Genomic DNA, 20,726 nt, shown 5'->3' on the forward strand with positions numbered 1-20,726 from the left:
CCCGGCGGTTCGGGCCGTGCGTCGCGTGCGCCGTGCCGCGTCGCACTATGTGGTCGGGGCTTGCGGCAAGCTTTCCGCCATCGCGTGTCGACGTCGCCGGAACATGGAGAAATCCGCGAGAAATCCGCCTGAACGGGGCGGGGCGTGCCGAATGGTGGAACAGCGCGCGGCGCAGTCTTGCAGGCGGCTTTCGGGTTGCGCGTCCGGACCCCACTTTAGAGTGAACGCTCTATCGAGCGCGCGGACGAAAAAAAGCCCGGCACGAGGCCGGGCTTCCAAATCGGCCGCACCCGCCGAAGCGGGATACGGCACCTGCAAAAGCGGAGCGCTTACGCTGCGAGCAGCGAGCGCAGCACGAACGGCAGGATACCACCGTGCTTGTAGTAGTCGACTTCGATCGGCGTATCGATGCGCAGCAGCACCTGCACGCGCTTCGTTTCGCCGTTCTTGTGGTTGATCACGAGCGTGACGTCCTGCTGCGGCTTGAAGTCGTCGCCGAGGCCTTCGATGTCGAACGTCTCGTCGCCGGTGATGCCGAGCGACTGGATGCTGTCCGCGCCCTTGAACTGCAGCGGCAGCACGCCCATGCCGACCAGGTTCGAACGGTGGATACGCTCGAAGCTGCGTGCGATCACGGCCTTCACGCCGAGCAGCTGCGTGCCCTTCGCCGCCCAGTCGCGCGACGAGCCGGTGCCGTACTCTTCGCCCGCGAACACGACGGTCGGCGTGCCGGCGTCGACGTACTTCATCGCCGCGTCGTAGATCGACAGCTGTTCGCCGCTCGGCTGGTGGATCGTCAGGCCGCCTTCGACGCGCGTGCCGTCCGCCTTCGCCGGGATCATCAGGTTCTTGATCCGGACGTTCGCGAACGTGCCGCGCATCATCACGTCATGGTTGCCGCGGCGCGAGCCGTAGCTGTTGAAGTCGGCCTTCTGCACGCCGTTCTCCTTCAGCCACTTGCCTGCCGGCGAGTCTTCCTTGATCGAGCCTGCCGGGCTGATGTGGTCGGTCGTGACCGAATCGCCGAAGATGCCGAGCGCGCGCGCGCCCTTGACCGTGACGATCGCGTCGGTTGGTTCCATCGAGAATTCCTTGCCGAAGAACGGCGGCTCCGCGATGTACGTCGACTTCGGCCAGTCGTAGACCTGGCCCGACTCGCCCTCGATCTTGCTCCAGAGGTCGCCCTTCTTGGTCAGCTTCGCGTAGTTGTCCTCGAACTTCTTCGGATCGAGCGCGTACTTGAGCAGCGCGTGGATCTCGTCGCTCGTCGGCCAGATGTCGCCGAGGTAGATGTCCTTGCCGCCCTTGCCCTGGCCGACCGGCTCGGTCATCAGGTCGCGCGTGATGTTGCCGGCGATCGCGTAGGCGACGACGAGCGGCGGCGAGGCCAGGAAGTTCGCGCGGATGTTCGGGTGGATGCGCGCTTCGAAGTTGCGGTTGCCCGACAGCACGGCCGCCGCGACGATGTCGTTCTTGACGATCGCTTCGTTCAGTTCCGGCGTCAGGTCGCCCGCGTTGCCGATACAGGTCGTGCAGCCGTAGGCGGCGAGTTCGAAGCCGAGCTTCGACAGGTAGGGCAGCAGGCCCGTCTTCGTCAGGTACTCGGTGACGATGCGCGATCCCGGGGCGAGCGACGTCTTGATGTGCGGCGCGACGCTCAGGCCGGCTTCGACGGCCTTCTTCGCGAGCAGGCCCGCAGCCAGCAGCACGCTCGGGTTCGACGTGTTCGTGCACGACGTGATCGCGGCGATCAGCACGTCGCCGTTCTTCACGTCGACGCCGTTGCTCGTCGTGTAGCCGGCGTCCAGGTCTTCCGCCTTCTTCGCGAAGCCGTTTTCCGCGACCGGCTTCGAGAACAGCTCGGTGAACGTCGACTTGACGTTGCCGATCTCGATGCGGTCCTGCGGGCGCTTCGGGCCGGCCAGCGACGGCGCGACCGTTGCGAGGTCCAGCGTCAGCGTCTTCGTGTAGTCGATCTCGCCGGCCTTCGGGATGCCGAACAGGTCCTGCGCCTTGAAGTAGTTCTCGAACGCGGCGATTTCCGCCTTCGTGCGGCCCGTGCCCTTGAAGTAGTCGATCGTCTTTTCGTCGACCGGGAAGAAGCCCATCGTCGCGCCGTATTCCGGCGCCATGTTCGCGATCGTCGCGCGGTCCGGCAGCGCGAGCGTCTTCGTGCCTTCACCGAAGAACTCGACGAACTTGCCGACGACCTTTTCCTTGCGCAGCATTTCGGTGATGGTCAGCACCAGGTCGGTGGCCGTCACGCCTTCGCGCAGCTGGCCCTTCAGCTCGACGCCGACCACGTCCGGCGTCAGGAAGTACACCGGCTGGCCGAGCATGCCGGCTTCCGCCTCGATGCCGCCCACGCCCCAGCCGACCACGCCGATGCCGTTGATCATCGTCGTGTGGCTGTCCGTGCCGACGAGGGTGTCCGGGTAGAAGACCGTGCCGTCTTCGTCCTTCTTCTTGTGGACGCCGCGCGCGAGGTACTCGAGGTTCACCTGGTGGACGATGCCGACGCCCGGCGGCACGACCTTGAACGTGTCGAACGCCTGCATGCCCCACTTCATGAACTGGTAGCGCTCGTTGTTGCGCTGGAATTCCAGCTTCATGTTCAGGTCGAGCGCGTCCTTCTGGCGGAAGTAGTCGATCTGGACCGAGTGGTCGACGACGAGATCGACCGGGACCAGCGGCTCGATCTTCTTCGGGTTCTTGCCCGCGCGCTTCGCGACGCCGCGCATGGCCGCGATGTCGGCGAGCAGCGGCACGCCCGTGAAATCCTGCAGCACGACGCGCGACACGACGAACGGAATCTCGTCGACGCGCTTGGCGGCCGGCTTCCAGTTCGCGAGCTGCTCGATGTGTTCCTCGGTGATCTTCTTGCCGTCGTAGTTGCGCAGCACGGACTCGAGCACGATACGGATCGACACCGGCAGGCGCTCGATCTTCGTCTTCAGTTCCTTGCCGAGCTGCGGCAGCGAGTAGAACTTGCCTTTGCCGGAACCGCTGTCGAATTCCTTGAGGGTCTTGTGGAGATTGTGGGCCATGGTGATTTTCCTGGGTTTGAGGCTAGGAAAGAAACTCCTTGTTCTGTACCTGACGGCTAGATCACATACAGATCGACGTACTCATTGACCGGCATCGCTTCGAGCTTTGCCTGGTCCAGCGACACGTCGAGAATCGCTTGTTGCTGCTTTGCCGGGAAGCGGCGGGCGAGGTTGGTCCTGAACTTCTCGACCAGGAGCGGGATGCCGTCGGCGCGGCGTCGCTGATGGCCGATCGGATACTCGACCGCCACTTCGGCAAGCTTCGATCCGTCCGCGAACTCGATTGTCAGCGCATTCGCGATCGATCGCTTGTCCGGATCGTGGTAATCCTTCGTGAACTGCGGGTCCTCGACGCACGTCGTCTTCGCGCGCAGCGCGTCGATGCGCGGGTCCGCGGCGACCGCGTCCTCGTAGTCGGCCGCGGTCAGCCGGCCGAACAGCAGCGGCACCGCGACCATGTACTGGATGCAGTGGTCGCGGTCCGCCGGGTTGGCGAGCGGCCCCTGCTTGTCGATGATGCGGATCGCCGCCGCGTGCGTGCGGATCGTGATCCGGCTGATGTCGTCGGTCGATTTCCCTGCCGCGGCGAGCTGCGCGTGCAGCTGCATGGCCGCTTCGGCGGCCGTCTGCGCGTGGAATTCCGCCGGGAACGCGATCTTGAACAGCACGTTCTCCATCACGTACGTGCCGTACGGGCGCTGGAAGCGGAACGGCTGTCCGTTGAACAGCACGTCGTAGAAGCCCCAGGTCGGTGCGGTCAGCGCCGACGGGTAGCCCATTTCGCCCGTCTTCGCGATCAGCGCGAGGCGCACCGCGCGTGACGTCGCGTCGCCGGCCGCCCACGACTTGCGCGAGCCCGTGTTGGGCGCGTGCCGGTAGGTGCGCAGCGCGTGGCCGTCGACGAACGCGTTCGATACCGCGTTGATCAGCTCGTCGCGCGTGAGCCCGAGCAACCGGCCGACGACGGCGGTCGATGCGACCTTGACGAGCAGCACGTGGTCGAGCCCGACCTGGTTGAATGAATTTTCGAGTGCGATGCAGCCCTGGATCTCGTGGGCCTTGATCATCGCGATCAGCACGTCGCGCATCGCGAGCGGCGTCTTGCCGGCGGCGACGGCGGTGCGCGACAGCCAGTCGGCCGTCGCCAGGATGCCGCCGAGATTGTCGGACGGATGGCCCCATTCGGCGGCGAGCCAGGTGTCGTTGAAGTCCAGCCAGCGGATCGTCGCGCCGATGTCGAATGCGGCCTTGACCGGATCGAGCTGGAACGACGTGCCCGGAACCTTCGCGCCGTTCGGCACGATCGTGCCGGGTACGACGGGGCCGAGCAGCTTGGTGCAGGCGGGGTAGGACAGCGCCTCGAGTCCGCAGCCGAGCGTGTCGATCAGGCAATGACGCGCGGTCTCCAGCGCGAGCGCGCTGTCGATCCCCGCATTCAGCACGTAGTCGACGATGTCGACGAGTACCGGATCCGGGGCAGGGCGGACGCTGGAGGTCGGGGCGGACATCGAGGGGCCTGGGTGAACGGGCTTAGTTCGTTGCCGGCTTCAGCTCGTTCGATTGCGTCGGCGCCGGCGTGCCTTGCGCCATTTCCGGCGTCACGCACTCGTCCGCGAGGCGCTCGCCGCCGTTCGCGTCGCTGAACAGCATCGCCTTGGTCGGGATCACGACCAGCTTGAAGCCGTTCGCCGGATCGTAGAACGTGTCGGCGCCCGTCGTCGTTGCCTGGCGCGGCAGCTTGTAGTTCCGCTTCGCCCAGTGAACCGTGACGATCTGGTCGCGCTTCATGTCGCCGGCGAGGTCGAACGACAGGCCGTCCTTGCACGCCCACTTCGCTGCGCCTTCCGGCACCGTATCGACCTTGGCCGCGGCACGCGCCTGTGCCTTCTTGCTGCGCGGGATGATGCGCTTGGCCGGCGCCGGGCGCTTGGCCGTTGCCTTCTTCGCGGTCGTGCCCGCTTCCTGGGCGAACGCGCTCGGAGCCGAGACCAGCATCGTGGCGGACAAGGCGCCGATGGCGGTAGCGATCAGGAGTTTCTTCATGGAGTCAGAACCTTTCGATAATCAGTTGACATGGGCCGGCGGCGTGGGGCCTCCGGCCGGGTAGAACTGCACGCGCCCCGGAAGCGCGCAGCGGCCGCTATTTTCACCTATTTGGGCGCGCAAATTTCAGGTTTTCAGGCTCCGTTACGTTTTTTGTCGTTTAGCAAACCGGCGATCGGCTCGCGCTCACGGCGCGTCTGCCGCGGCGGCCGGGCCGAACAGCGGCGCCGCCTCGGCGGGCACCGGCTGGCCGGTGGCCCGCGCGCGGCGCAGCACCGACCAGTAATAGCGGTAGCTCGCGCGGTCGTGCAGCGTGTCGCCGTGCCGTGTCGGACCCCAGTCGGCGGCCTGCGCGGCCAGCAGGATCTCCGCGGCGAGCGCGACTTCGTCGATGCGCGGCGCGAACGCGTCGACGATCGGCCGGATCTGCGACGGATGGATGCTCCACATCCGCGTGAACGCGAACTCGTCGCGGGCGCGGCGCGCGTCGTTCGCGACGACGCTCATGTCGCGCACCTCGGTCGTCACGTTGTGCGACGGCGTCTTGCCGTGCGCATGGCAGGCCGCGGCGATCTCGAGCTTCGCGCGGTGCACGAGCGGATGCTCGAACTGGCCGGGCGAGCGCATCGCGCTGTCGGGAATCGCGCCGTGATGCGCGGAGACGAAGTCCATCAGCCCGAAGCTCAGCGTGCCGACGAGCGGCAGCGCGGCGAGGGCGGCGGCGTGAGCGAGCGCGCCGTGGGTCTCGACCAGCACGTCGACCGGAATCGGCCGCGCGATGCCGAGCTCGCGGCGCGTGCCTTCGATGAACGCGCACATCTCGGCGGCGTCGGCGGCGTTCGCGATCTTCGGCAGCGTGAGGTAGGCCGGCGCCCGCGCCGCGCGCAGGATGATCCGCACGTCGTCGCGCCAGTGGGGGTGGGAGAAATCGTGGATCCGCGCGCCGACCCGCCCGAAGCGGTTGTCGGCGCTGCCGAGCAGGCCGGCGACCAGCTCCGCGTGCGCGGCTTCCCGGCCGACGGCCGCGCCGTCCTCGCAGTCGAGCGTGATGTCGAACACGGGGCCCGTCTCGGCCTGCAGCGCAAGCGACTTGCGCATCAGCTTCTCGCTGCCGGCGTAGTGATCGCAGCATGGCAGGATCGCGGGCGGGGACGCACCGTCGTACAACACTTCTGCAGGAGTAAGCGCGGACATCGTCTCTACGTCTAGAAGGCAGGCCAGCGTGAAAAATCGGATGCGGGCGCGTTCTGGGCCGGTGGCGGCAAAACGCGTCCGGATCGGATCGGGGGCGCAGCGGGCCGGCGGCATGCCGCCGGCCCGCTGCGCAGCCGTGCCGCCCGCGGGCGGCACGGCCGGCGCCTTACTTCAGCAGGTGGGCGACGCCGTCGCGCTCTTCGAGCAGCTCGGCCAGCGTGCCGTCCATCTTCTCGCGCGAGAACGCGTCGATTTCCAGGCCTTCGATGCGCTTGTACTCGCCGTTTTCGCACACGACCGGCACGCCGTAGATGATGTCTTCGGGGATGCCGTACGAGCCGTCCGACGGAATGCCCATCGTGACCCACTTGCCGTTCGTGCCGAGCACCCAGTCACGCACGTGGTCGATCGCCGCGTTGGCCGCCGACGCCGCCGACGACAGGCCGCGCGCTTCGATGATCGCCGCGCCGCGCTTGCCGACGGTCGGGATGAACGTGTCGCGGTTCCACACGTCGTCGTTGATCAGTTTCAGCAGCGATTCGCCTTCGGCGGTCGCGAAGCGGAAGTCCGGGTACATCGTCGGCGAGTGGTTGCCCCACACCGCGAGCTTCTCGATCGACGCGACCGGCTTGCCCGACTTGGCTGCGAGCTGCGACAGCGCGCGGTTGTGGTCGAGGCGCAGCATCGCCGTGAAGTTCTTCTTCGGCAGGTCCGGCGCCGACTTCATCGCGATGTACGCGTTGGTGTTGGCCGGGTTGCCGACGACCAGCACCTTCACGTCGCGGCTCGCGACTTCGTTCAGCGCGGCGCCCTGGACCGTGAAGATCTCGGCGTTCGCCGACAGCAGGTCCTTGCGCTCCATGCCCTTCGAGCGCGGACGGGCGCCGACCAGCAGCGCGACGTCGGCGTCCTTGAACGCGACCTTCGGGTCGTCGGTGATCACGACGCCCGCGAGCAGCGGGAACGCGCAATCGTCCAGTTCCATCACGACGCCTTTGACGGCGGCTTGGGCTTGCGGGAGGTCGAGCAGTTGCAGGATGACCGGCTGGTCCTTGCCGAGCAGGTCGCCGTTCGCGATGCGGAACAGCAGCGAGTAAGCGATTTGACCTGCGGCGCCGGTGACGGCAACGCGCTTTGCGGGCTTAGCCATTGAAAATCTCCAGGACGGGTGAAGCGTGGGACGCTAGGGAAAACGCCATTCTATGCGCGTTATGCGAAGCGTTGCTTTGAAGCAGGGCGGAGGACTCGCGGTTGCATGCGTGGTGAACCTGGAGACGGGCCGAGGCACGTGGCCGGGGACGCGCTTTGCCACCCGCGAACCCTTGCTCGACCCGGAGTTTAGGAGCCGAGGAACGCAAAGTCAAACGGTATCATATGTCTTATATAAGACAGATGTTTTGCGGAATTTGAGTGGACGGAAAAGCGCGGTTTGTGATGAAATGCGCGCCATGACATCGAACCAGGCGAACAACGCGAATCCGACCGGCGCAGGCGGCCCAGGGCAGCCGGGCGCGGCCGAGCTCGCGCCCACGCCGTCCCCGACGTTCAGCCCTTTATACCAGCAGATCAAGGCATTGATCACGCAGAGTCTCGAGTCGGGCGAATGGAAGCCGGGCGAGATCATTCCGAGCGAAGTGGAGCTCGCCGGCCGCTACAAGGTCAGCCAGGGCACCGTGCGCAAGGCGATCGACGAGCTGGCCGCCGAGAACCTCGTGGTTCGCCGGCAGGGCAAGGGTACGTTTGTTGCGACGCACAATGAAGACCGCGCGCAATTCCGGTTCCTGCGCCTGCTGGCCGACGACGGCGCGGAGCACGCGCACGTGAGCCGCCTGCTCGAGTGCCGGCGCACGCGTGCGCCGGCCGAGATCGCCCGCCAGCTTGACCTGAAGCCGGCCGACCCGGTGGTGCAGGTGCGGCGCCTGCTCGAATTCGAGGGCGAGACGACGGTGCTGGACGAGATCTGGCTGCCGGGCGCGATGTTCCGCGGCCTCACGTTCGAGCGGCTCAGCGAGTACAAGGGGCCGCTCTACGCGATGTTCGAGACGGAGTTCGGCACCCGCATGATCCGCGCGTCGGAGAAGATCCGCGCGGTGGCGGCGGAGCCGGCGGTGGCCGACCTGCTGCATGTGCCGACGGGTTTTCCGTTGCTGTCGGTCGAGCGCGTGTCCTATACATATGGTGACCGGCCGGTGGAAGTGCGGCGCGGCTGGTATGTCACAACCGGGTATTACTATCAGAACGACTTGAGCTGACGGTGCGGGTATCGGCTCGTGTCTCGTGCATTCGCGCTCCCCACACTGTCCGCGAAGCACGTTTCGGTGCGCTTTTGTTCGCGTTTGCGTAACGCTCCTGAGCAGGTTTTCGCTGCAGCGCGATATAAAAAGGCGCTAAAATCGCGGATTAGTGTCACAACATAAGTAGGGGTCTAGCATGACTGACGCAGTAAGAAAGCCGAGGCCGGAATACCGGAACATCGGGTTCGGCGACATCACGATGAAATATCGCCTGCCGCTAGCGGCGAAGGTTTCGATTCTCCATCGAGTCAGCGGTGCGCTGCTGTTCCTGTTCCTTCCGTTCCTGCTGTTCCTCTTCGACCAGAGCCTCACCTCCGAGCTCAGCTTCGAAGGCTTCAAGTACTTTCTTTCCAACGTCATCGTCAAGCTCATCGTCCTCGTGTTGTCGTGGGCGTTCTTCCTCCATTTCTGCGCCGGCATCCGCCACCTGCTGATGGACATCAACCACGATGCCGTCACCAAGGAGCGCGGCAAGTCGACCTCGGTCGTCGTGATCGCCGTCTCGTCGCTGCTGACCATCGCCATGGCCCTCAAACTGTTCGGAGCATTCTAAGAAATGGCAGCCAACAACCGAATCGGCTCGAAGCGCCTCGTCGTCGGCGCGCACTACGGCCTGCGCGACTGGATCGCGCAACGCGTCACGGCCACGATCATGGCCGTCTACACGATCATCCTGCTGGTGCTGTTCTTCGGCGCGCACGATTTCTCGTACGAAGGCTGGGCGTCGATCTTCGCCGCGCAATGGATGAAGCTTGCCACCTTCGTGACGCTGCTCTCGCTCTTCTACCACGCATGGGTCGGCGTGCGCGACATCTGGATGGACTACGTGAAGCCCGTCGGTGTGCGCCTGCTGCTGCAATCGCTGACCATCGTCTGGCTGCTCGCATGTGCGGGCTACGCCGCGCAGATTCTCTGGAGAGTGTAAAGAATGGCTGCAATCAAAACTTCCCTCCCGCGTCGCAAGTTCGACGTCGTGATCGTCGGCGCGGGCGGCTCCGGCTTGCGCGCGGCGCTGCAACTGTCGCGCGCGGGCCTGTCGGTCTGCGTGCTGTCGAAGGTGTTCCCGACGCGTTCGCACACGGTCGCCGCACAGGGCGGGATCGGCGCATCGCTCGGCAACATGAGCGAAGACAACTGGCACTATCACTTCTACGACACGATCAAGGGCTCCGACTGGCTCGGCGACCAGGACGCGATCGAGTTCATGTGCCGTGAAGCGCCGAACGTCGTGTACGAGCTCGAGCACTTCGGCATGCCGTTCGACCGCAACGCGGACGGCACGATCTACCAGCGCCCGTTCGGCGGCCACACCGCGAACTACGGCGAGAAGCCGGTCCAGCGCGCGTGCGCGGCCGCCGACCGTACCGGTCACGCGCTGCTGCACACGCTGTACCAGCAGAACGTCGCGGCGAAGACGCAGTTCTTCGTCGAATGGATGGCGCTCGACCTGATCCGCGACGCGGACGGCGACGTGCTCGGCGTGACGGCCCTCGAAATGGAAACGGGCGACGTCTACATCATCGAAGGCAAGACCACGCTGTTCGCGACGGGCGGCGCAGGCCGGATCTTCGCGGCGTCGACCAACGCGTTCATCAACACCGGCGACGGCCTCGGCATGGCGGCCCGCTCGGGCATCGCGCTGCAGGACATGGAGTTCTGGCAGTTCCACCCGACCGGCGTGGCCGGCGCGGGCGTGCTGATCACGGAAGGCGTGCGCGGCGAAGGCGGCATCCTGCGCAACGCGAACGGCGAGCGCTTCATGGAGCGCTATGCGCCGACGCTGAAGGATCTGGCGCCGCGCGACTTCGTGTCGCGCTCGATGGACCAGGAAATCAAGGAAGGCCGCGGCGTGGGCCCGAACAAGGACCACGTGCTGCTCGACCTGTCGCACATCGGCGCCGAGACGATCATGAAGCGTCTGCCGTCGATCCGCGAGATCGCGCTGAAGTTCGCGAACGTCGATGCGATCAAGGAACCGATTCCGGTCGTTCCGACCATCCACTACCAGATGGGCGGCATCCCGACCAACATCCACGGCCAGGTCGTCGGCACGTCGCGCGACCACAAGGAGCCGATCAACGGCTTCTACGCAGTGGGCGAATGCTCGTGCGTGTCCGTGCACGGCGCGAACCGCCTCGGCACGAACTCGCTGCTCGACCTCGTGGTGTTCGGCCGCGCGGCCGGCAACCACATCGTCGAGCACGTGAAGAACCAGCGCGATCACAAGCCGCTGCCGGCCGATGCAGGCGAATTCTCGCTGGCGCGCCTGAACAAGCTCGAGAAGTCGTCGTCGGGCGAATACACGCAGGACGTCGCGAACGACATCCGCGCGACGATGCAGAAGCACGCAGGCGTGTTCCGCACGTCGGCGCTGCTGAAGGAAGGCGTCGAACAGATGGCCGGCCTGAAGGAACGCGTTGCCAGCATCCACCTGAAGGACAAGTCGAAGGTGTTCAACACCGCGCGCGTCGAAGCGCTCGAGCTGGAGAACCTGATCGAGGTCGCCCGCGCGACGATGGTGTCGGCAGAGGCTCGCAAGGAAAGCCGCGGCGCGCACGCGCACAGCGACTACGAGCACCGCGACGACGAGAACTGGCTGCGCCACACGCTGTGGTACAGCGAAGGCGATCGCCTCGACTACAAGCCGGTCCAAATGAAGCCGCTGACGGTCGAATCCGTGCCGCCGAAGCCGCGCACGTTCTAAGCCGAGTCAAAGGAATCCGAAATGGCAAAACGCATTTTTGAAGTCTACCGCTACGATCCGGACAAGGACGCAGCACCGCGCATGCAAACGTACGAGCTGGAGCTCCAGCACGAGCGCATGCTGCTGGACGCACTGGTCAAGCTGAAGGCCGTCGACGAGACGCTGTCGTTCCGCCGTTCGTGCCGCGAAGGCGTGTGCGGTTCGGACGCGATGAACATCAACGGCAAGAACGGTCTCGCGTGCCTGACGAACCTGAACGACCTGCCGCAGAAGATCGTGCTGCGCCCGCTGCCGGGCCTGCCCGTCGTGCGCGACCTGATCGTCGACATGACGCACTTCTTCAACCAGTACCACTCGATCAAGCCGTACCTGATCAACGACGCGCCGCCGCCCGAGAAGGAGCGCCTGCAGTCGCCGCAGGAACGCGACGAGCTCGACGGCGTGTACGAGTGCATTCTGTGCGCGAGCTGCTCGACGTCGTGCCCGAGCTTCTGGTGGAACCCGGACAAGTTCGTCGGCCCGGCCGGCCTGCTGCAGGCTTACCGCTTCATCGCGGACAGCCGCGACACGGCGACCGGCGAGCGCCTCGACAACCTTGAAGATCCGTACCGTCTGTTCCGTTGCCATACGATCATGAACTGCGTCGACGTGTGCCCGAAGGGCCTCAATCCGACGAAGGCGATCGGCAAGATCAAGGAACTGATGGTTCGCCGCGCGGTGTGATATGACGACCCCCAAGCTCACTGCGTTCGCTGCCCCCCGTGGGGGCGTCGACACCCTTGGGGCGGCCCGGCGGGTGTCTCGATGAGCGACACCGCACATCAATCCGACCCGCACCGCCGCGCGCGCCTCCGCTGGCGCGCGCGGCGGGGTCTGCTGGAGAACGATCTGATCTTCGATCGTTTCTTCAGCCGATACGAGCATGACCTCACCGATGCAGACGTAGGTGCGATGACGCGCCTGCTCGATCTGAGCGACAACGACCTGATGGACTTGCTCCTCGCGCGCAAGGAACCAGAAGGCGACCTTGACAGCCCGGAAGTCCACCGGCTGTTGGAGATGCTGCGCAACGTCTAACCGCGTTACGCCCGTTATCGAATCCCGTTTCTATATTTCGATTGAGGATGTGCCATGACTCCGTCTGATGTAAAAGCCACGCTATCGTTCAGCGACAACTCGCCTAGCGTCGAACTGCCGATCTACAAGGGCACGATGGGCCCGGACGTGATCGACATCCGCAAGCTGTACGGCCAGACCGGCAAGTTCACGTACGACCCGGGCTTCATGTCGACGGCCTCGTGCAATTCGGCGATCACGTATATCGACGGCGACAAGGGTGAGCTGCTGTATCGCGGCTACCCGATCGACAACCTCGCGCAGAACGCCGACTTCCTCGAGACCTGCTACCTGCTGCTGAAGGGCGAGCTGCCGAACGAAGCGCAGAAGAAGGAATTCGTCGCGACCGTCACGAAGCATACGATGGTGCACGAGCAGATGCAGTTCTTCTTCCGCGGTTTCCGCCGCGACGCGCACCCGATGGCGATCCTGGTCGCCGCAGTCGGCGCGCTGTCGGCGTTCTACCACGACTCGCTCGACATCAACGACCCGCGTCACCGTGAAGTGTCGGCGATCCGCATGATCGCGAAGCTGCCGACGCTCGTCGCGATGGCGTACAAGTACAGCATCGGCCAGCCGTTCGTGTATCCGCAGAACGATCTGTCGTACAGCGCGAACTTCATGCGCATGATGTTCGCGAACCCGTGCGAGGAATACCAGGTCAACGACGTGCTCGTCCGCGCACTCGACCGCATCCTGATCCTGCACGCCGACCACGAGCAGAACGCATCGACGTCGACGGTCCGTCTGGCCGGTTCGTCGGGCGCGAACCCGTTCGCGTGTATCGCGGCCGGTATCGCATGTCTGTGGGGCCCGGCGCACGGCGGCGCGAACGAAGCCGCGCTGAACATGCTCGAGCAGATCGGCACGCCGGACAACATCCCCGAGTTCATCAAGCAGGTGAAGGACAAGAACTCGGGCGTGAAGCTGATGGGCTTCGGTCACCGCGTGTACAAGAACTACGATCCGCGCGCGAAGCTGATGCGCGAAACGTGCTACGAAGTGCTGAACGAGCTGGGCCTGCACGACGACCCGCTGTTCAAGCTCGCGATGCAGCTCGAGAAGATCGCGCTGGAAGACGAGTACTTCGTGTCGCGCAAGCTGTACCCGAACGTCGACTTCTACTCGGGCATCGTCCAGCGCGCACTGGGCATCCCGACGTCGATGTTCACGTGCATCTTCGCGATGGCGCGTACGATCGGCTGGATCGCACAGTGGAACGAAATGATTGCGGATCCGGAGCAGAAGATCGGCCGTCCGCGGCAGCTCTTCATCGGCGACACGCCGCGCGAAGCGAAGCCGATCGGCGCACGCTGAGCCGTATGCGGCGCGAATGGCCGGCAGGCCGTTCGCGTCGGATGATCGCCATGCCAAGACACCCCGGCGGGTTTGCCCGCCGGGGTGTTTTCATTTGCGCGGCGTTGTTGCCGTCGTGGCCGCGCGTTCCAGCGACGGCGGGCGCGTGTCGAGATCCGCACGCGCATCGTCCGCGGGCGGATGGCCGTGACGCAGGAAGAACTGCCGGTACGCGCCGGGCGTCATCCCGCGGGTCGCGAGGAACTGCCGGTTGAAGTTCGCGGCGTTCGGAATCCCGCAGCGCGCGGCGACGGTCGCGATCGGCCAGTCGGTGCCGACGAGGTGCCGGCACGCATGCGCGATCCGCAGGCGTTGCACGTAGCGGCCGACGCTTTCGCCGAGATGCCGGACGAACAGCCGCTGCAGCGTGCGCTCGGACAGGTGCGCGACGGCGGCGAGCGCGTCGACGCGCAGCGATTCGTGGAAGCGCCGGTCGATCACGTCGAGCACGCGGTCGAGGCGCTCGGCTTCGGGCGCGCCGGAGGCGGGCGTGCGCTCGTCGGGCCGGTCGTACGCCGGTGCGGTCGCGAGCGGCTCGCCATCCGCTTCGGCCAGTTCGGCGAGCGTGTCGAGCGTCGCGGCGAGCCGTTCGCGCGGCGACGGATCGAGCAGTCGAGGCAGCCGGGCCCGCATCGCGCGCGCGGCGTCGGCGTCGAAGCGCAGGCCCGGCGCCGCGCGCCGCAGCAGCGAACGCAGCGGCGCGTATTCGGGGCAGCAATCGACGAGCCGCCGCACCCAGTCGCCGTCGAACCAGACCACCAGCGCGACCTGCGGCGCGTGCGGATCGATGCGCTCGTTCGACGACCACGTGTGCGGCAGGTTCGGCGGCACGAGCACGAGGTCGTCGTCCGCATAGCTCGCGATGTGATCGCCGATGAAGCGCTTGCCGCGGCTGTTGAGCGTCAGCGTCAGTTCGTACTCCGGATGGCGATGCCATTCGAACGGGATGCGCGCAAGCTTGCGGTGATAGACCCGGATCGAACAGCCGGGCGCGAACGTCACGTGCTCGTATTGCGGTTTCATCGCGATCTCCGGGCGACGGCAGGCGGCGCGCCGTGGCATGATCGTGCGTGATCGTCACGACGGAGCAAAGCCGATGTTTTCACACATTTGCGTGGGCGTCAGCGATTTGGCGCGCGCCTACGATTTCTATGCACCGCTGTGCGACGCGCTCGGCCTGCGGCTGAAATTCCACGAGCCGGACGGCTGGACCGGCTGGATGCCGGCCGACACCGACCGGCCGCTGTTCTTCATCGGCCGGCCGCTCGACGGCAGCCCGCCCGCGCCGGGCAACGGCCAGACGATCGCGTTCGACGCCGCCACGCGCACGCTCGTCGATCGCTGTCACGCGCTTGCGCTGCAGCGCGGCGGCACTTGCGAAGGGCCGCCGGGCCTGCGCCCGCACTATCACCCCGACTATTACGGCGCGTATTTTCGCGATCCGGACGGCAACAAGCTCTGCGTGGTTTGCCACCGGCCGGAGTGATGCCCGGTTGTCAGGATTGTATCGATAGTTGACCGGATCGCGGTAAGGGACGGGATGCGGCGGCAATAAGCTTGCATCACGTTCCAACCCCACGACTGGAGACAAAGATGCCACTGACGATCGACGACCTGCCGGCCGCGATTCGCACCGCGAAACGGACGCTGCGCGCGGACTTGCCCGGCTATGCCACCGCGTTCAGGGAACTGGAGGGCGACATCGCGCGACAGGTCGATGCGATTCGTCGCGCGCACGCACGCGGCGACGACGTGATTCCGGTGCTGCCGTTCGCGCATATCGCGAACGGGACGGTCGACCCGCTCGTGATCGATGCGCTCCGCGCGCGCGGCGCGTGCGTGATTCGCGGCGTGTTCGACGCGCAGCAGGCGCGCGACTGGAACGACGAGATCGGCGCCTATCTCGACACGAATCGCCTGGCGGACCGGCTGCACGCACGCGCCGAGGACCGCTACTTCGGCAACCTTGCGTCCGGCAAGCCGCAGATCTATGGCGTCTACTGGTCGAAGCCGCAGCTGGCCGCGCGCCAGTCGCCGGCGCTCACGCAGGCGCGCGTGTTCCTGAACCGGCTGTGGCGTCATGCGGACGGCGCGCGTGCGCACTTCGATCCGGAGCAGGTGCCGGCCTATGCGGACCGGATTCGCCGCCGGCCGCCCGGCTCGACGTCGCTCGGACTGTCGCCGCACGTCGACGGCGGGTCCGTCGAGCGCTGGCTCGGCGCGAACTTCCGCCGGGTCTACCGGCACGTGCTGGCCGGCAACTGGCGCGCGTACGACCCGTTCGACGCGGAATTCCGTCCCGACGTCGAGGAGATTCCGTCGCCGGCCGTGTGCTCGATGTTCCGCACGTTCCAGGGCTGGACCGCACTGACGCCGCAGGGGCCCGGCGACGGCACGCTGCAGCTCGTTCCGGTCGCGAACGCGATGGCGTACGTCGTGCTGCGCGCGCTGCAGGACGACGTGGCCGACGACGACCTGTGCGGCGCGCGCCCCGGCCGCGCGCTGTCGATCCTGCCCGAGTGGCATGCGCCGCTGCTCGACGCGCTGGTGCCGATTCCGCACATGGAGCCGGGCGATGCGGTGTTCTGGCATGGCGACGTCGTACATGCGGTCGAGGATGCGCATCGCGGCAGCGGCGACAGCAACGTGATGTATATCGCCGCCGCGCCGGGCTGCGCGAAGAACGACGCGTATCTGCGTCGGCAGCTGCCCGCATTCCTGCACGGCGAAAGCCCGCCGGATTTTCCGGCCGATCACTTCGAGGTCGGGTTCGACGGGCGGGGCGGGGAAGGGGACCTGACGCTGCTCGGCCGCGCGCAGATGGGGTTCGGGCTGTAACAGCCGGCGCGCCGCCGAATCGGCTGCGCGCCTACGTCAATTCGACGCAATCGGCTGTCCGCGCAGCGGAAATCGACGCAACCGGCCTATTTTGACTCCCGATAATGGTCTGGAACACAGGGCGGCGGCACGGCGCTTCGCGCCGGCCGCCGCTCATGACCAAGGAGGAGTCGATGCAGTTCACGCAAGCCATCGTTCGTCGCCCGGCCGCATCGTGCGCCGCCGGCCTCACGACCGCGCAGCTCGGCGCACCCGATTACGACAGGACGCTGACGCAGTTCCACGCGTACTGCGACACGCTGCGCAAGCTCGGCGTCGCGCTCGTCGAGCTGCCGCCGCTCGACGCGTTTCCGGATGCGCACTTCGTCGAGGACGTGGCCGTGGTCACGCCGGAATTCGCGGTCGTCACGCGTCCGGGCGCGCCCGCGCGGCGCGGCGAAACCGCGCACATCGAAGCGCCGCTCGCCGCGCATCGCGACCTGCTGCCGATGCGCGACGGCCGTCTCGACGGCGGCGACGTGATGCTGGTCGGCAAGCGCTTCTACATCGGGCTGACCGGCCGCACCGACGCCGACGGCATCGCGGCGTTCGAGTCGCTGGTCGCGCCGTATGGCTATACGGTCGTCGCGGTGCCGGTCGGCGAGGGGCTGCATCTGAAGTCGGTCGTCAACTGCGTCGGCGACGACACGCTGCTCGTCAACGAGGCGCTGGCCGGGCACGCCGCGTTCGCGGGGTTCCGGCGGATCGTGGTCGCGCCGGCCGACGAATACGCGGGCAACACGCTGCGCGTGAACGACGCGCTGATCACGCCGGCCGGCTATCCGCGCGTTCATGCCAGCCTCGAACCGCTGGGCCTGCCGCTGCACGTGATCGACACGAGCGAGTTCCGCAAGATGGACGGCGGCCTGACCTGCCTGTCGCTGCGGTTCTGACCGGATGGCATGCGCCGCGGTTCGGCCGGATAATGGGGCGCGCGTGCGAAGCCGGATCGGCTGCGCGCGCCAGCCATCACCCGACTGGAGCGAACGCGGATGCCCGACAAGAAGATGCAGCTCGACAAGATCGATCTCCGGATCCTCGACATCCTGCGCAATGAAGGACGAATCTCGTACCGGCAGTTGTCGGAGCGCGTGAACCTGACGCCGCGGCCATGCCAGGCTCGCGTGGAGCGGCTCGAGGCGCTGGGGATCATCGCGGGCTACCGCGCGGTGATCCACGCGCCGCGCGACAAGAAGTCGATCGTCGTGCTCGCGCAGATCGTGCTCGCCGATCACGGGCGCTCGCAGACGCCGTTCGAAGAGGAGATGCGCACGAATCCGGCGGTGCTCGACTGCTGGCTCGTCAGCGGCACGTTCGACTTTCTCGTGCGGCTTGCTTGCGAGGATCTCGACGAGTATCGCCGGATCGCGAACGCATGGCTCGAGAGCCGGCGCTTCAGGATCGAGAAGATCGTCACGACCGCGGAGCTGCAGGTGATCAAGCGCAGCGGCGCGTAACGTCGCGCGCTGCTTCGAGTCTGAATCCGCAGGCAATCGACGCAAAAGATCATGCCGGTTAATTTGCATACCGAATCAAAATAATCGAATCGGATTTTCCCGGGGTGAACGACATGGATGCATTGCAAGCGACAGAAGGGGCGGCCGCGCCGTCGACGACGACGCTGAAGCGCCGCCTGCAGGGCCGCCACATCGCGATGATCGCGATCGGCGGCTCGATCGGCACCGGGCTGTTCGTCGCGTCCGGCGCATCGGTCGCGCAGGCGGGGCCGGGCGGGGCGATCGCCGCTTATGTCGTGATCGGGCTGATGGTCTATTTCGTCGTCACGGGGCTCGGCGAAATGGCCGCGCTGATGCCGGTATCGGGATCGTTCGCGGTCTACGGCGAGCAATACGTCGACGCAGGCTTCGGCGTCGCGCTCGGCTGGACCTACTGGTACAGCTGGGCCGTGACGATCGCGATCGAGCTCGTGGCCGCACAGATCGTGATGCGCTACTGGTTTCCCGGCGTGCCGGGCGTCTGGTGGGGCGCGGGCTTCCTGGTGCTGATCTTCCTGCTGAACACGCTGTCCGTGCGCGGCTTCGGCGAATCCGAATACTGGTTCTCGCTGATCAAGGTCGTCACCGTCGTCGCGTTCATCGCGGCCGGGCTGCTGATCGCGGCCGGCCTGCTCGGGAACGGGCACGCGGTCGGCTGGCGCAATTTCACGACGGGCGATGCGCCGTTCGTCGGCGGCGTGCACGCGATGATGAGTGTCGCGCTGATCGCCGGGTTCTCGTTCCTCGGCACCGAGCTGGTGGGGATCACGGCCGGCGAATCCGAGCATCCGCGCAAGACGATCCCGCGCGCGGTGAAGCAGATCTTCTGGCGCATCATGCTGTTCTACGTGCTCGCGATCTTCGTGATCGGCCTGCTGATTCCGTACACGGACCCGAACCTGCTGAAAAGCGACGTCACCGACATCGGCGTGAGCCCGTTCACGCTGGTCTTCAGCCATGCCGGTTTTCCGCTTGCCGCGGGCGCGATGAATCTCGTGATCCTGACCGCGGTGCTGTCCGCCGGCAATTCCGGCACGTATGCGGCGACGCGAATGCTGTACACGCTCGCGAGCGAAGGCCGCGCGCCGGCGATGTTCGCGACGCTGTCGCCGGGCGGCGTGCCGCGCAATGCGCTGTACGCGACGATGGCGGTCGGCGGGCTGTGCTTCCTGACGTCGCTGGCCGACAACCAGCGGATCTATCTGTGGCTGCTGAACACGGTCGGCATCACCGGCTTCATCGCGTGGCTCGGCATCGCCGTCTGCCACTACCGGTTTCGCAAGGGCTTCCTGACGCAGGGCTACCGGCTCGACCAGCTGCCGTATCGCGCGAAGTGGTTCCCGTTCGGGCCTTTGTTCGCGATCGCGGTCTGTCTCGCGATTTCGCTCGGGCAGGACTATCAGGCGTTCTTCGCCGAGAAAATCGACTGGATGGAGGTGCTGTCGATCTATGTGTGGATTCCGCTGTTCGTCGCGATCTGGTGCGGCTATCGGCGCGTCCGCAAGAGCCGGCTGGTGCGCTACGAGGACATGGAGATCGGCCCGTGGCTGAACCGGTCCGTCGAAGCGGTCGATGCGGCGTCCGGCGCGAAGCGTTGACCGTACGCCGGGTTTCGGGGCATCGCCAACGCCGCCGCGTCAGCGGGCCTTCTTCAGGTACGCCTTCATGAAATCCACCCACGCGCGCACCTTCTGCGGCACATGTCGCGTCGACACGTACAGCGCGTACACGCTTTGCGGCGGAAAGCGGTAGCCCGGCAGCGCATCGACCAGCACGCCGCGCGCGAGATCGTCGCGCACGAGCCATTCCGGCAGCAGCGCAACACCGCTGCCTTGCCGGGCCAACTCGCGCAGCACCGACGCGTTGTCGACGACGAGCCGTGGTTTCGCGCTCGGCCGGAACACGTGCTCGCCGCCGTCGCGGCTCACGAGGGGCCACGCGGCAACGCGCTCGAGCTGGCTGTGCCCGAGCTGGGGCAGGCGGGCGAGCGCATCGGGCGTGTCGATGCGCGCCGCGCCGGCCGTCGCGAGCAGTGCCGGGGATGCGACCGGCCGGACGTCGTAGCTGCTGAGACACACGCCGCGATACGGCAGGTCCGCGAACTGCTCCGCGCGGCCGAGCCGGATCGCGACGTCGAAGCGGTCGCGCACGAGGTCGACCTGCGACGTATGCGTCTCGAGCCGCACCCGCAGCGCGGGGTGCTGCTGCGTGAACGCGTGCAGCGCCGGCGCGACGACCATCGACGCATATTCGACCGTCGACGTCACCCGCAGGCTGCCGTGCATGCCGCCGTGCTCGCCGCGTGCGTCGTCGATCGCGCTGTCGGCTTCGTCGAGTACGCGCAGGCAGCGCTTGTAGAAGCGCTCGCCCGCGTCGGTCAGCTCGACCCGTCGGGTCGTGCGCGTGAGGAGCGTGACGCCCAGCTCGGCTTCGAGCTGCTTGATGTTGAAGCTGACGGCCGCGCGCGCCTGGTTCAGCGCGGCCGCGGCGGCCGTGAACGAACCCGCTTCGGCCACGGCGCGGAAGACGGCGAAACGATCCAGGCTCACCATGGTTGTGTCGATCTCCGTGCGAAAACGATATCCGGATCGAAGGGTAC

Annotated in this window: 19 protein-coding genes; 12 read left to right on the top strand and 7 right to left on the bottom strand. The window is 66.4% G+C overall.

Features of this window, described 5'->3' with window-relative positions; all coding sequences use genetic code 11:
• Nucleotides 1-329: 329 nt before the first annotated feature.
• From acnA to HWX31_RS23295, 5 genes are all read right to left on the bottom strand, one after another.
• Nucleotides 330-3,047, bottom strand: coding sequence for an aconitate hydratase AcnA (gene acnA, locus HWX31_RS23275; protein ID WP_174962886.1), 2,718 nt, complete (start codon nt 3,045-3,047; stop codon nt 330-332).
• Between the two features lie 56 nt (nt 3,048-3,103).
• Entirely contained in the window at nt 3,104-4,555 is a 1,452-nt protein-coding gene (locus HWX31_RS23280) for a bifunctional 2-methylcitrate dehydratase/aconitate hydratase (RefSeq protein ID WP_174962889.1), read from the bottom strand.
• Between the two features lie 22 nt (nt 4,556-4,577).
• A complete protein-coding gene (locus tag HWX31_RS23285; RefSeq protein WP_174962891.1) occupies nt 4,578-5,090 on the bottom strand; it encodes a hypothetical protein in 513 nt (170 codons plus the stop codon).
• Between the two features lie 186 nt (nt 5,091-5,276).
• A complete protein-coding gene (locus HWX31_RS23290) occupies nt 5,277-6,284 on the bottom strand; it encodes an HpcH/HpaI aldolase/citrate lyase family protein (protein ID WP_174962893.1) in 1,008 nt (335 codons plus the stop codon).
• Between the two features lie 166 nt (nt 6,285-6,450).
• Nucleotides 6,451-7,434, bottom strand: coding sequence for a malate dehydrogenase (locus tag HWX31_RS23295; protein WP_059566007.1), 984 nt, complete (start codon nt 7,432-7,434; stop codon nt 6,451-6,453).
• A 298-nt stretch (nt 7,435-7,732) separates the two neighbouring features.
• Here HWX31_RS23295 and HWX31_RS23300 point away from each other — a divergent pair, with 298 nt between their 5' ends.
• From HWX31_RS23300 to gltA, 7 genes are all read left to right on the top strand, one after another.
• Nucleotides 7,733-8,536: a GntR family transcriptional regulator gene (locus HWX31_RS23300; RefSeq protein WP_188217567.1), complete on the top strand. Its 804-nt coding sequence runs from the start codon at nt 7,733-7,735 to the stop codon at nt 8,534-8,536.
• Between the two features lie 178 nt (nt 8,537-8,714).
• Nucleotides 8,715-9,131: a succinate dehydrogenase, cytochrome b556 subunit gene (sdhC, locus tag HWX31_RS23305; RefSeq protein ID WP_059761297.1), complete on the top strand. Its 417-nt coding sequence runs from the start codon at nt 8,715-8,717 to the stop codon at nt 9,129-9,131.
• A 3-nt stretch (nt 9,132-9,134) separates the two neighbouring features.
• Nucleotides 9,135-9,503 (top strand): succinate dehydrogenase, hydrophobic membrane anchor protein, encoded by a 369-nt coding sequence (sdhD, locus tag HWX31_RS23310; RefSeq protein WP_059616561.1) that lies wholly within the window; start codon nt 9,135-9,137, stop codon nt 9,501-9,503.
• A 3-nt stretch (nt 9,504-9,506) separates the two neighbouring features.
• Nucleotides 9,507-11,282, top strand: a complete 1,776-nt coding sequence (gene sdhA / locus HWX31_RS23315) for a succinate dehydrogenase flavoprotein subunit (protein ID WP_174962895.1) — start codon at nt 9,507-9,509, stop codon at nt 11,280-11,282.
• A 21-nt stretch (nt 11,283-11,303) separates the two neighbouring features.
• A complete protein-coding gene (locus HWX31_RS23320; protein ID WP_059609254.1) occupies nt 11,304-12,005 on the top strand; it encodes a succinate dehydrogenase iron-sulfur subunit in 702 nt (233 codons plus the stop codon).
• A gap of 81 nt (nt 12,006-12,086) precedes the next feature.
• A complete protein-coding gene (locus HWX31_RS23325) occupies nt 12,087-12,359 on the top strand; it encodes an FAD assembly factor SdhE (protein ID WP_174962897.1) in 273 nt (90 codons plus the stop codon).
• Nucleotides 12,360-12,413: 54 nt separating this feature from the next.
• Complete coding sequence (gene gltA, locus HWX31_RS23330; protein ID WP_045564625.1) at nt 12,414-13,715, top strand: citrate synthase; 1,302 nt, start codon at nt 12,414-12,416, stop codon at nt 13,713-13,715.
• Nucleotides 13,716-13,805: 90 nt separating this feature from the next.
• Here the strand turns inward: gltA and HWX31_RS23335 are convergent, their stop codons facing one another.
• Nucleotides 13,806-14,777 (bottom strand): helix-turn-helix domain-containing protein, encoded by a 972-nt coding sequence (locus HWX31_RS23335; RefSeq protein ID WP_174962899.1) that lies wholly within the window; start codon nt 14,775-14,777, stop codon nt 13,806-13,808.
• A gap of 73 nt (nt 14,778-14,850) precedes the next feature.
• Between HWX31_RS23335 and HWX31_RS23340 the strand changes: the two genes are divergently transcribed.
• The 5 genes from HWX31_RS23340 (at nt 14,851) to HWX31_RS23360 (ending at nt 19,725) form a co-directional block, all read left to right on the top strand.
• Nucleotides 14,851-15,240 (top strand): VOC family protein, encoded by a 390-nt coding sequence (locus HWX31_RS23340; protein WP_174962901.1) that lies wholly within the window; start codon nt 14,851-14,853, stop codon nt 15,238-15,240.
• A gap of 107 nt (nt 15,241-15,347) precedes the next feature.
• On the top strand, nt 15,348-16,592 hold the full coding sequence (locus HWX31_RS23345; protein WP_174962903.1) for a DUF1479 domain-containing protein: 1,245 nt from the start codon (nt 15,348-15,350) through the stop codon (nt 16,590-16,592).
• 173 nt (nt 16,593-16,765) lie between these two features.
• Nucleotides 16,766-17,524 (top strand): dimethylarginine dimethylaminohydrolase family protein, encoded by a 759-nt coding sequence (locus HWX31_RS23350; protein ID WP_174962941.1) that lies wholly within the window; start codon nt 16,766-16,768, stop codon nt 17,522-17,524.
• A 99-nt stretch (nt 17,525-17,623) separates the two neighbouring features.
• Entirely contained in the window at nt 17,624-18,088 is a 465-nt protein-coding gene (locus HWX31_RS23355) for an Lrp/AsnC family transcriptional regulator (RefSeq protein ID WP_174962905.1), read from the top strand.
• 113 nt (nt 18,089-18,201) lie between these two features.
• The gene (locus tag HWX31_RS23360) at nt 18,202-19,725 is read left to right on the top strand and encodes an amino acid permease (protein WP_174962907.1); all 1,524 of its coding nucleotides are present in this window, start codon (nt 18,202-18,204) and stop codon (nt 19,723-19,725) included.
• A gap of 39 nt (nt 19,726-19,764) precedes the next feature.
• Here the strand turns inward: HWX31_RS23360 and HWX31_RS23365 are convergent, their stop codons facing one another.
• Nucleotides 19,765-20,679, bottom strand: a complete 915-nt coding sequence (locus HWX31_RS23365) for a LysR family transcriptional regulator (protein ID WP_174962909.1) — start codon at nt 20,677-20,679, stop codon at nt 19,765-19,767.
• Nucleotides 20,680-20,726 lie beyond the last annotated feature (47 nt).

Origin of the sequence: Burkholderia ubonensis, from assembly GCF_902833085.1 — a bacterium.
Classification (GTDB): domain Bacteria; phylum Pseudomonadota; class Gammaproteobacteria; order Burkholderiales; family Burkholderiaceae; genus Burkholderia; species Burkholderia ubonensis.

Coding starts and splice junctions, on each gene's coding strand:
- HWX31_RS23325 (WP_174962897.1), top strand. CDS start 12,087: ATGAGCGACACCGCACATCAATCCGACCCGCACCGCCGCGCGCGCCTC.
- HWX31_RS23365 (WP_174962909.1), bottom strand. CDS start 20,679: ATGGTGAGCCTGGATCGTTTCGCCGTCTTCCGCGCCGTGGCCGAAGCG.
- HWX31_RS23285 (WP_174962891.1), bottom strand. CDS start 5,090: ATGAAGAAACTCCTGATCGCTACCGCCATCGGCGCCTTGTCCGCCACG.
- HWX31_RS23345 (WP_174962903.1), top strand. CDS start 15,348: ATGCCACTGACGATCGACGACCTGCCGGCCGCGATTCGCACCGCGAAA.
- HWX31_RS23290 (WP_174962893.1), bottom strand. CDS start 6,284: ATGTCCGCGCTTACTCCTGCAGAAGTGTTGTACGACGGTGCGTCCCCG.
- HWX31_RS23300 (WP_188217567.1), top strand. CDS start 7,733: ATGACATCGAACCAGGCGAACAACGCGAATCCGACCGGCGCAGGCGGC.
- HWX31_RS23295 (WP_059566007.1), bottom strand. CDS start 7,434: ATGGCTAAGCCCGCAAAGCGCGTTGCCGTCACCGGCGCCGCAGGTCAA.
- HWX31_RS23280 (WP_174962889.1), bottom strand. CDS start 4,555: ATGTCCGCCCCGACCTCCAGCGTCCGCCCTGCCCCGGATCCGGTACTC.
- HWX31_RS23355 (WP_174962905.1), top strand. CDS start 17,624: ATGCCCGACAAGAAGATGCAGCTCGACAAGATCGATCTCCGGATCCTC.
- gltA (WP_045564625.1), top strand. CDS start 12,414: ATGACTCCGTCTGATGTAAAAGCCACGCTATCGTTCAGCGACAACTCG.
- HWX31_RS23335 (WP_174962899.1), bottom strand. CDS start 14,777: ATGAAACCGCAATACGAGCACGTGACGTTCGCGCCCGGCTGTTCGATC.
- sdhD (WP_059616561.1), top strand. CDS start 9,135: ATGGCAGCCAACAACCGAATCGGCTCGAAGCGCCTCGTCGTCGGCGCG.
- HWX31_RS23350 (WP_174962941.1), top strand. CDS start 16,766: ATGCAGTTCACGCAAGCCATCGTTCGTCGCCCGGCCGCATCGTGCGCC.
- acnA (WP_174962886.1), bottom strand. CDS start 3,047: ATGGCCCACAATCTCCACAAGACCCTCAAGGAATTCGACAGCGGTTCC.
- HWX31_RS23340 (WP_174962901.1), top strand. CDS start 14,851: ATGTTTTCACACATTTGCGTGGGCGTCAGCGATTTGGCGCGCGCCTAC.
- HWX31_RS23360 (WP_174962907.1), top strand. CDS start 18,202: ATGGATGCATTGCAAGCGACAGAAGGGGCGGCCGCGCCGTCGACGACG.
- sdhC (WP_059761297.1), top strand. CDS start 8,715: ATGACTGACGCAGTAAGAAAGCCGAGGCCGGAATACCGGAACATCGGG.
- sdhA (WP_174962895.1), top strand. CDS start 9,507: ATGGCTGCAATCAAAACTTCCCTCCCGCGTCGCAAGTTCGACGTCGTG.
- HWX31_RS23320 (WP_059609254.1), top strand. CDS start 11,304: ATGGCAAAACGCATTTTTGAAGTCTACCGCTACGATCCGGACAAGGAC.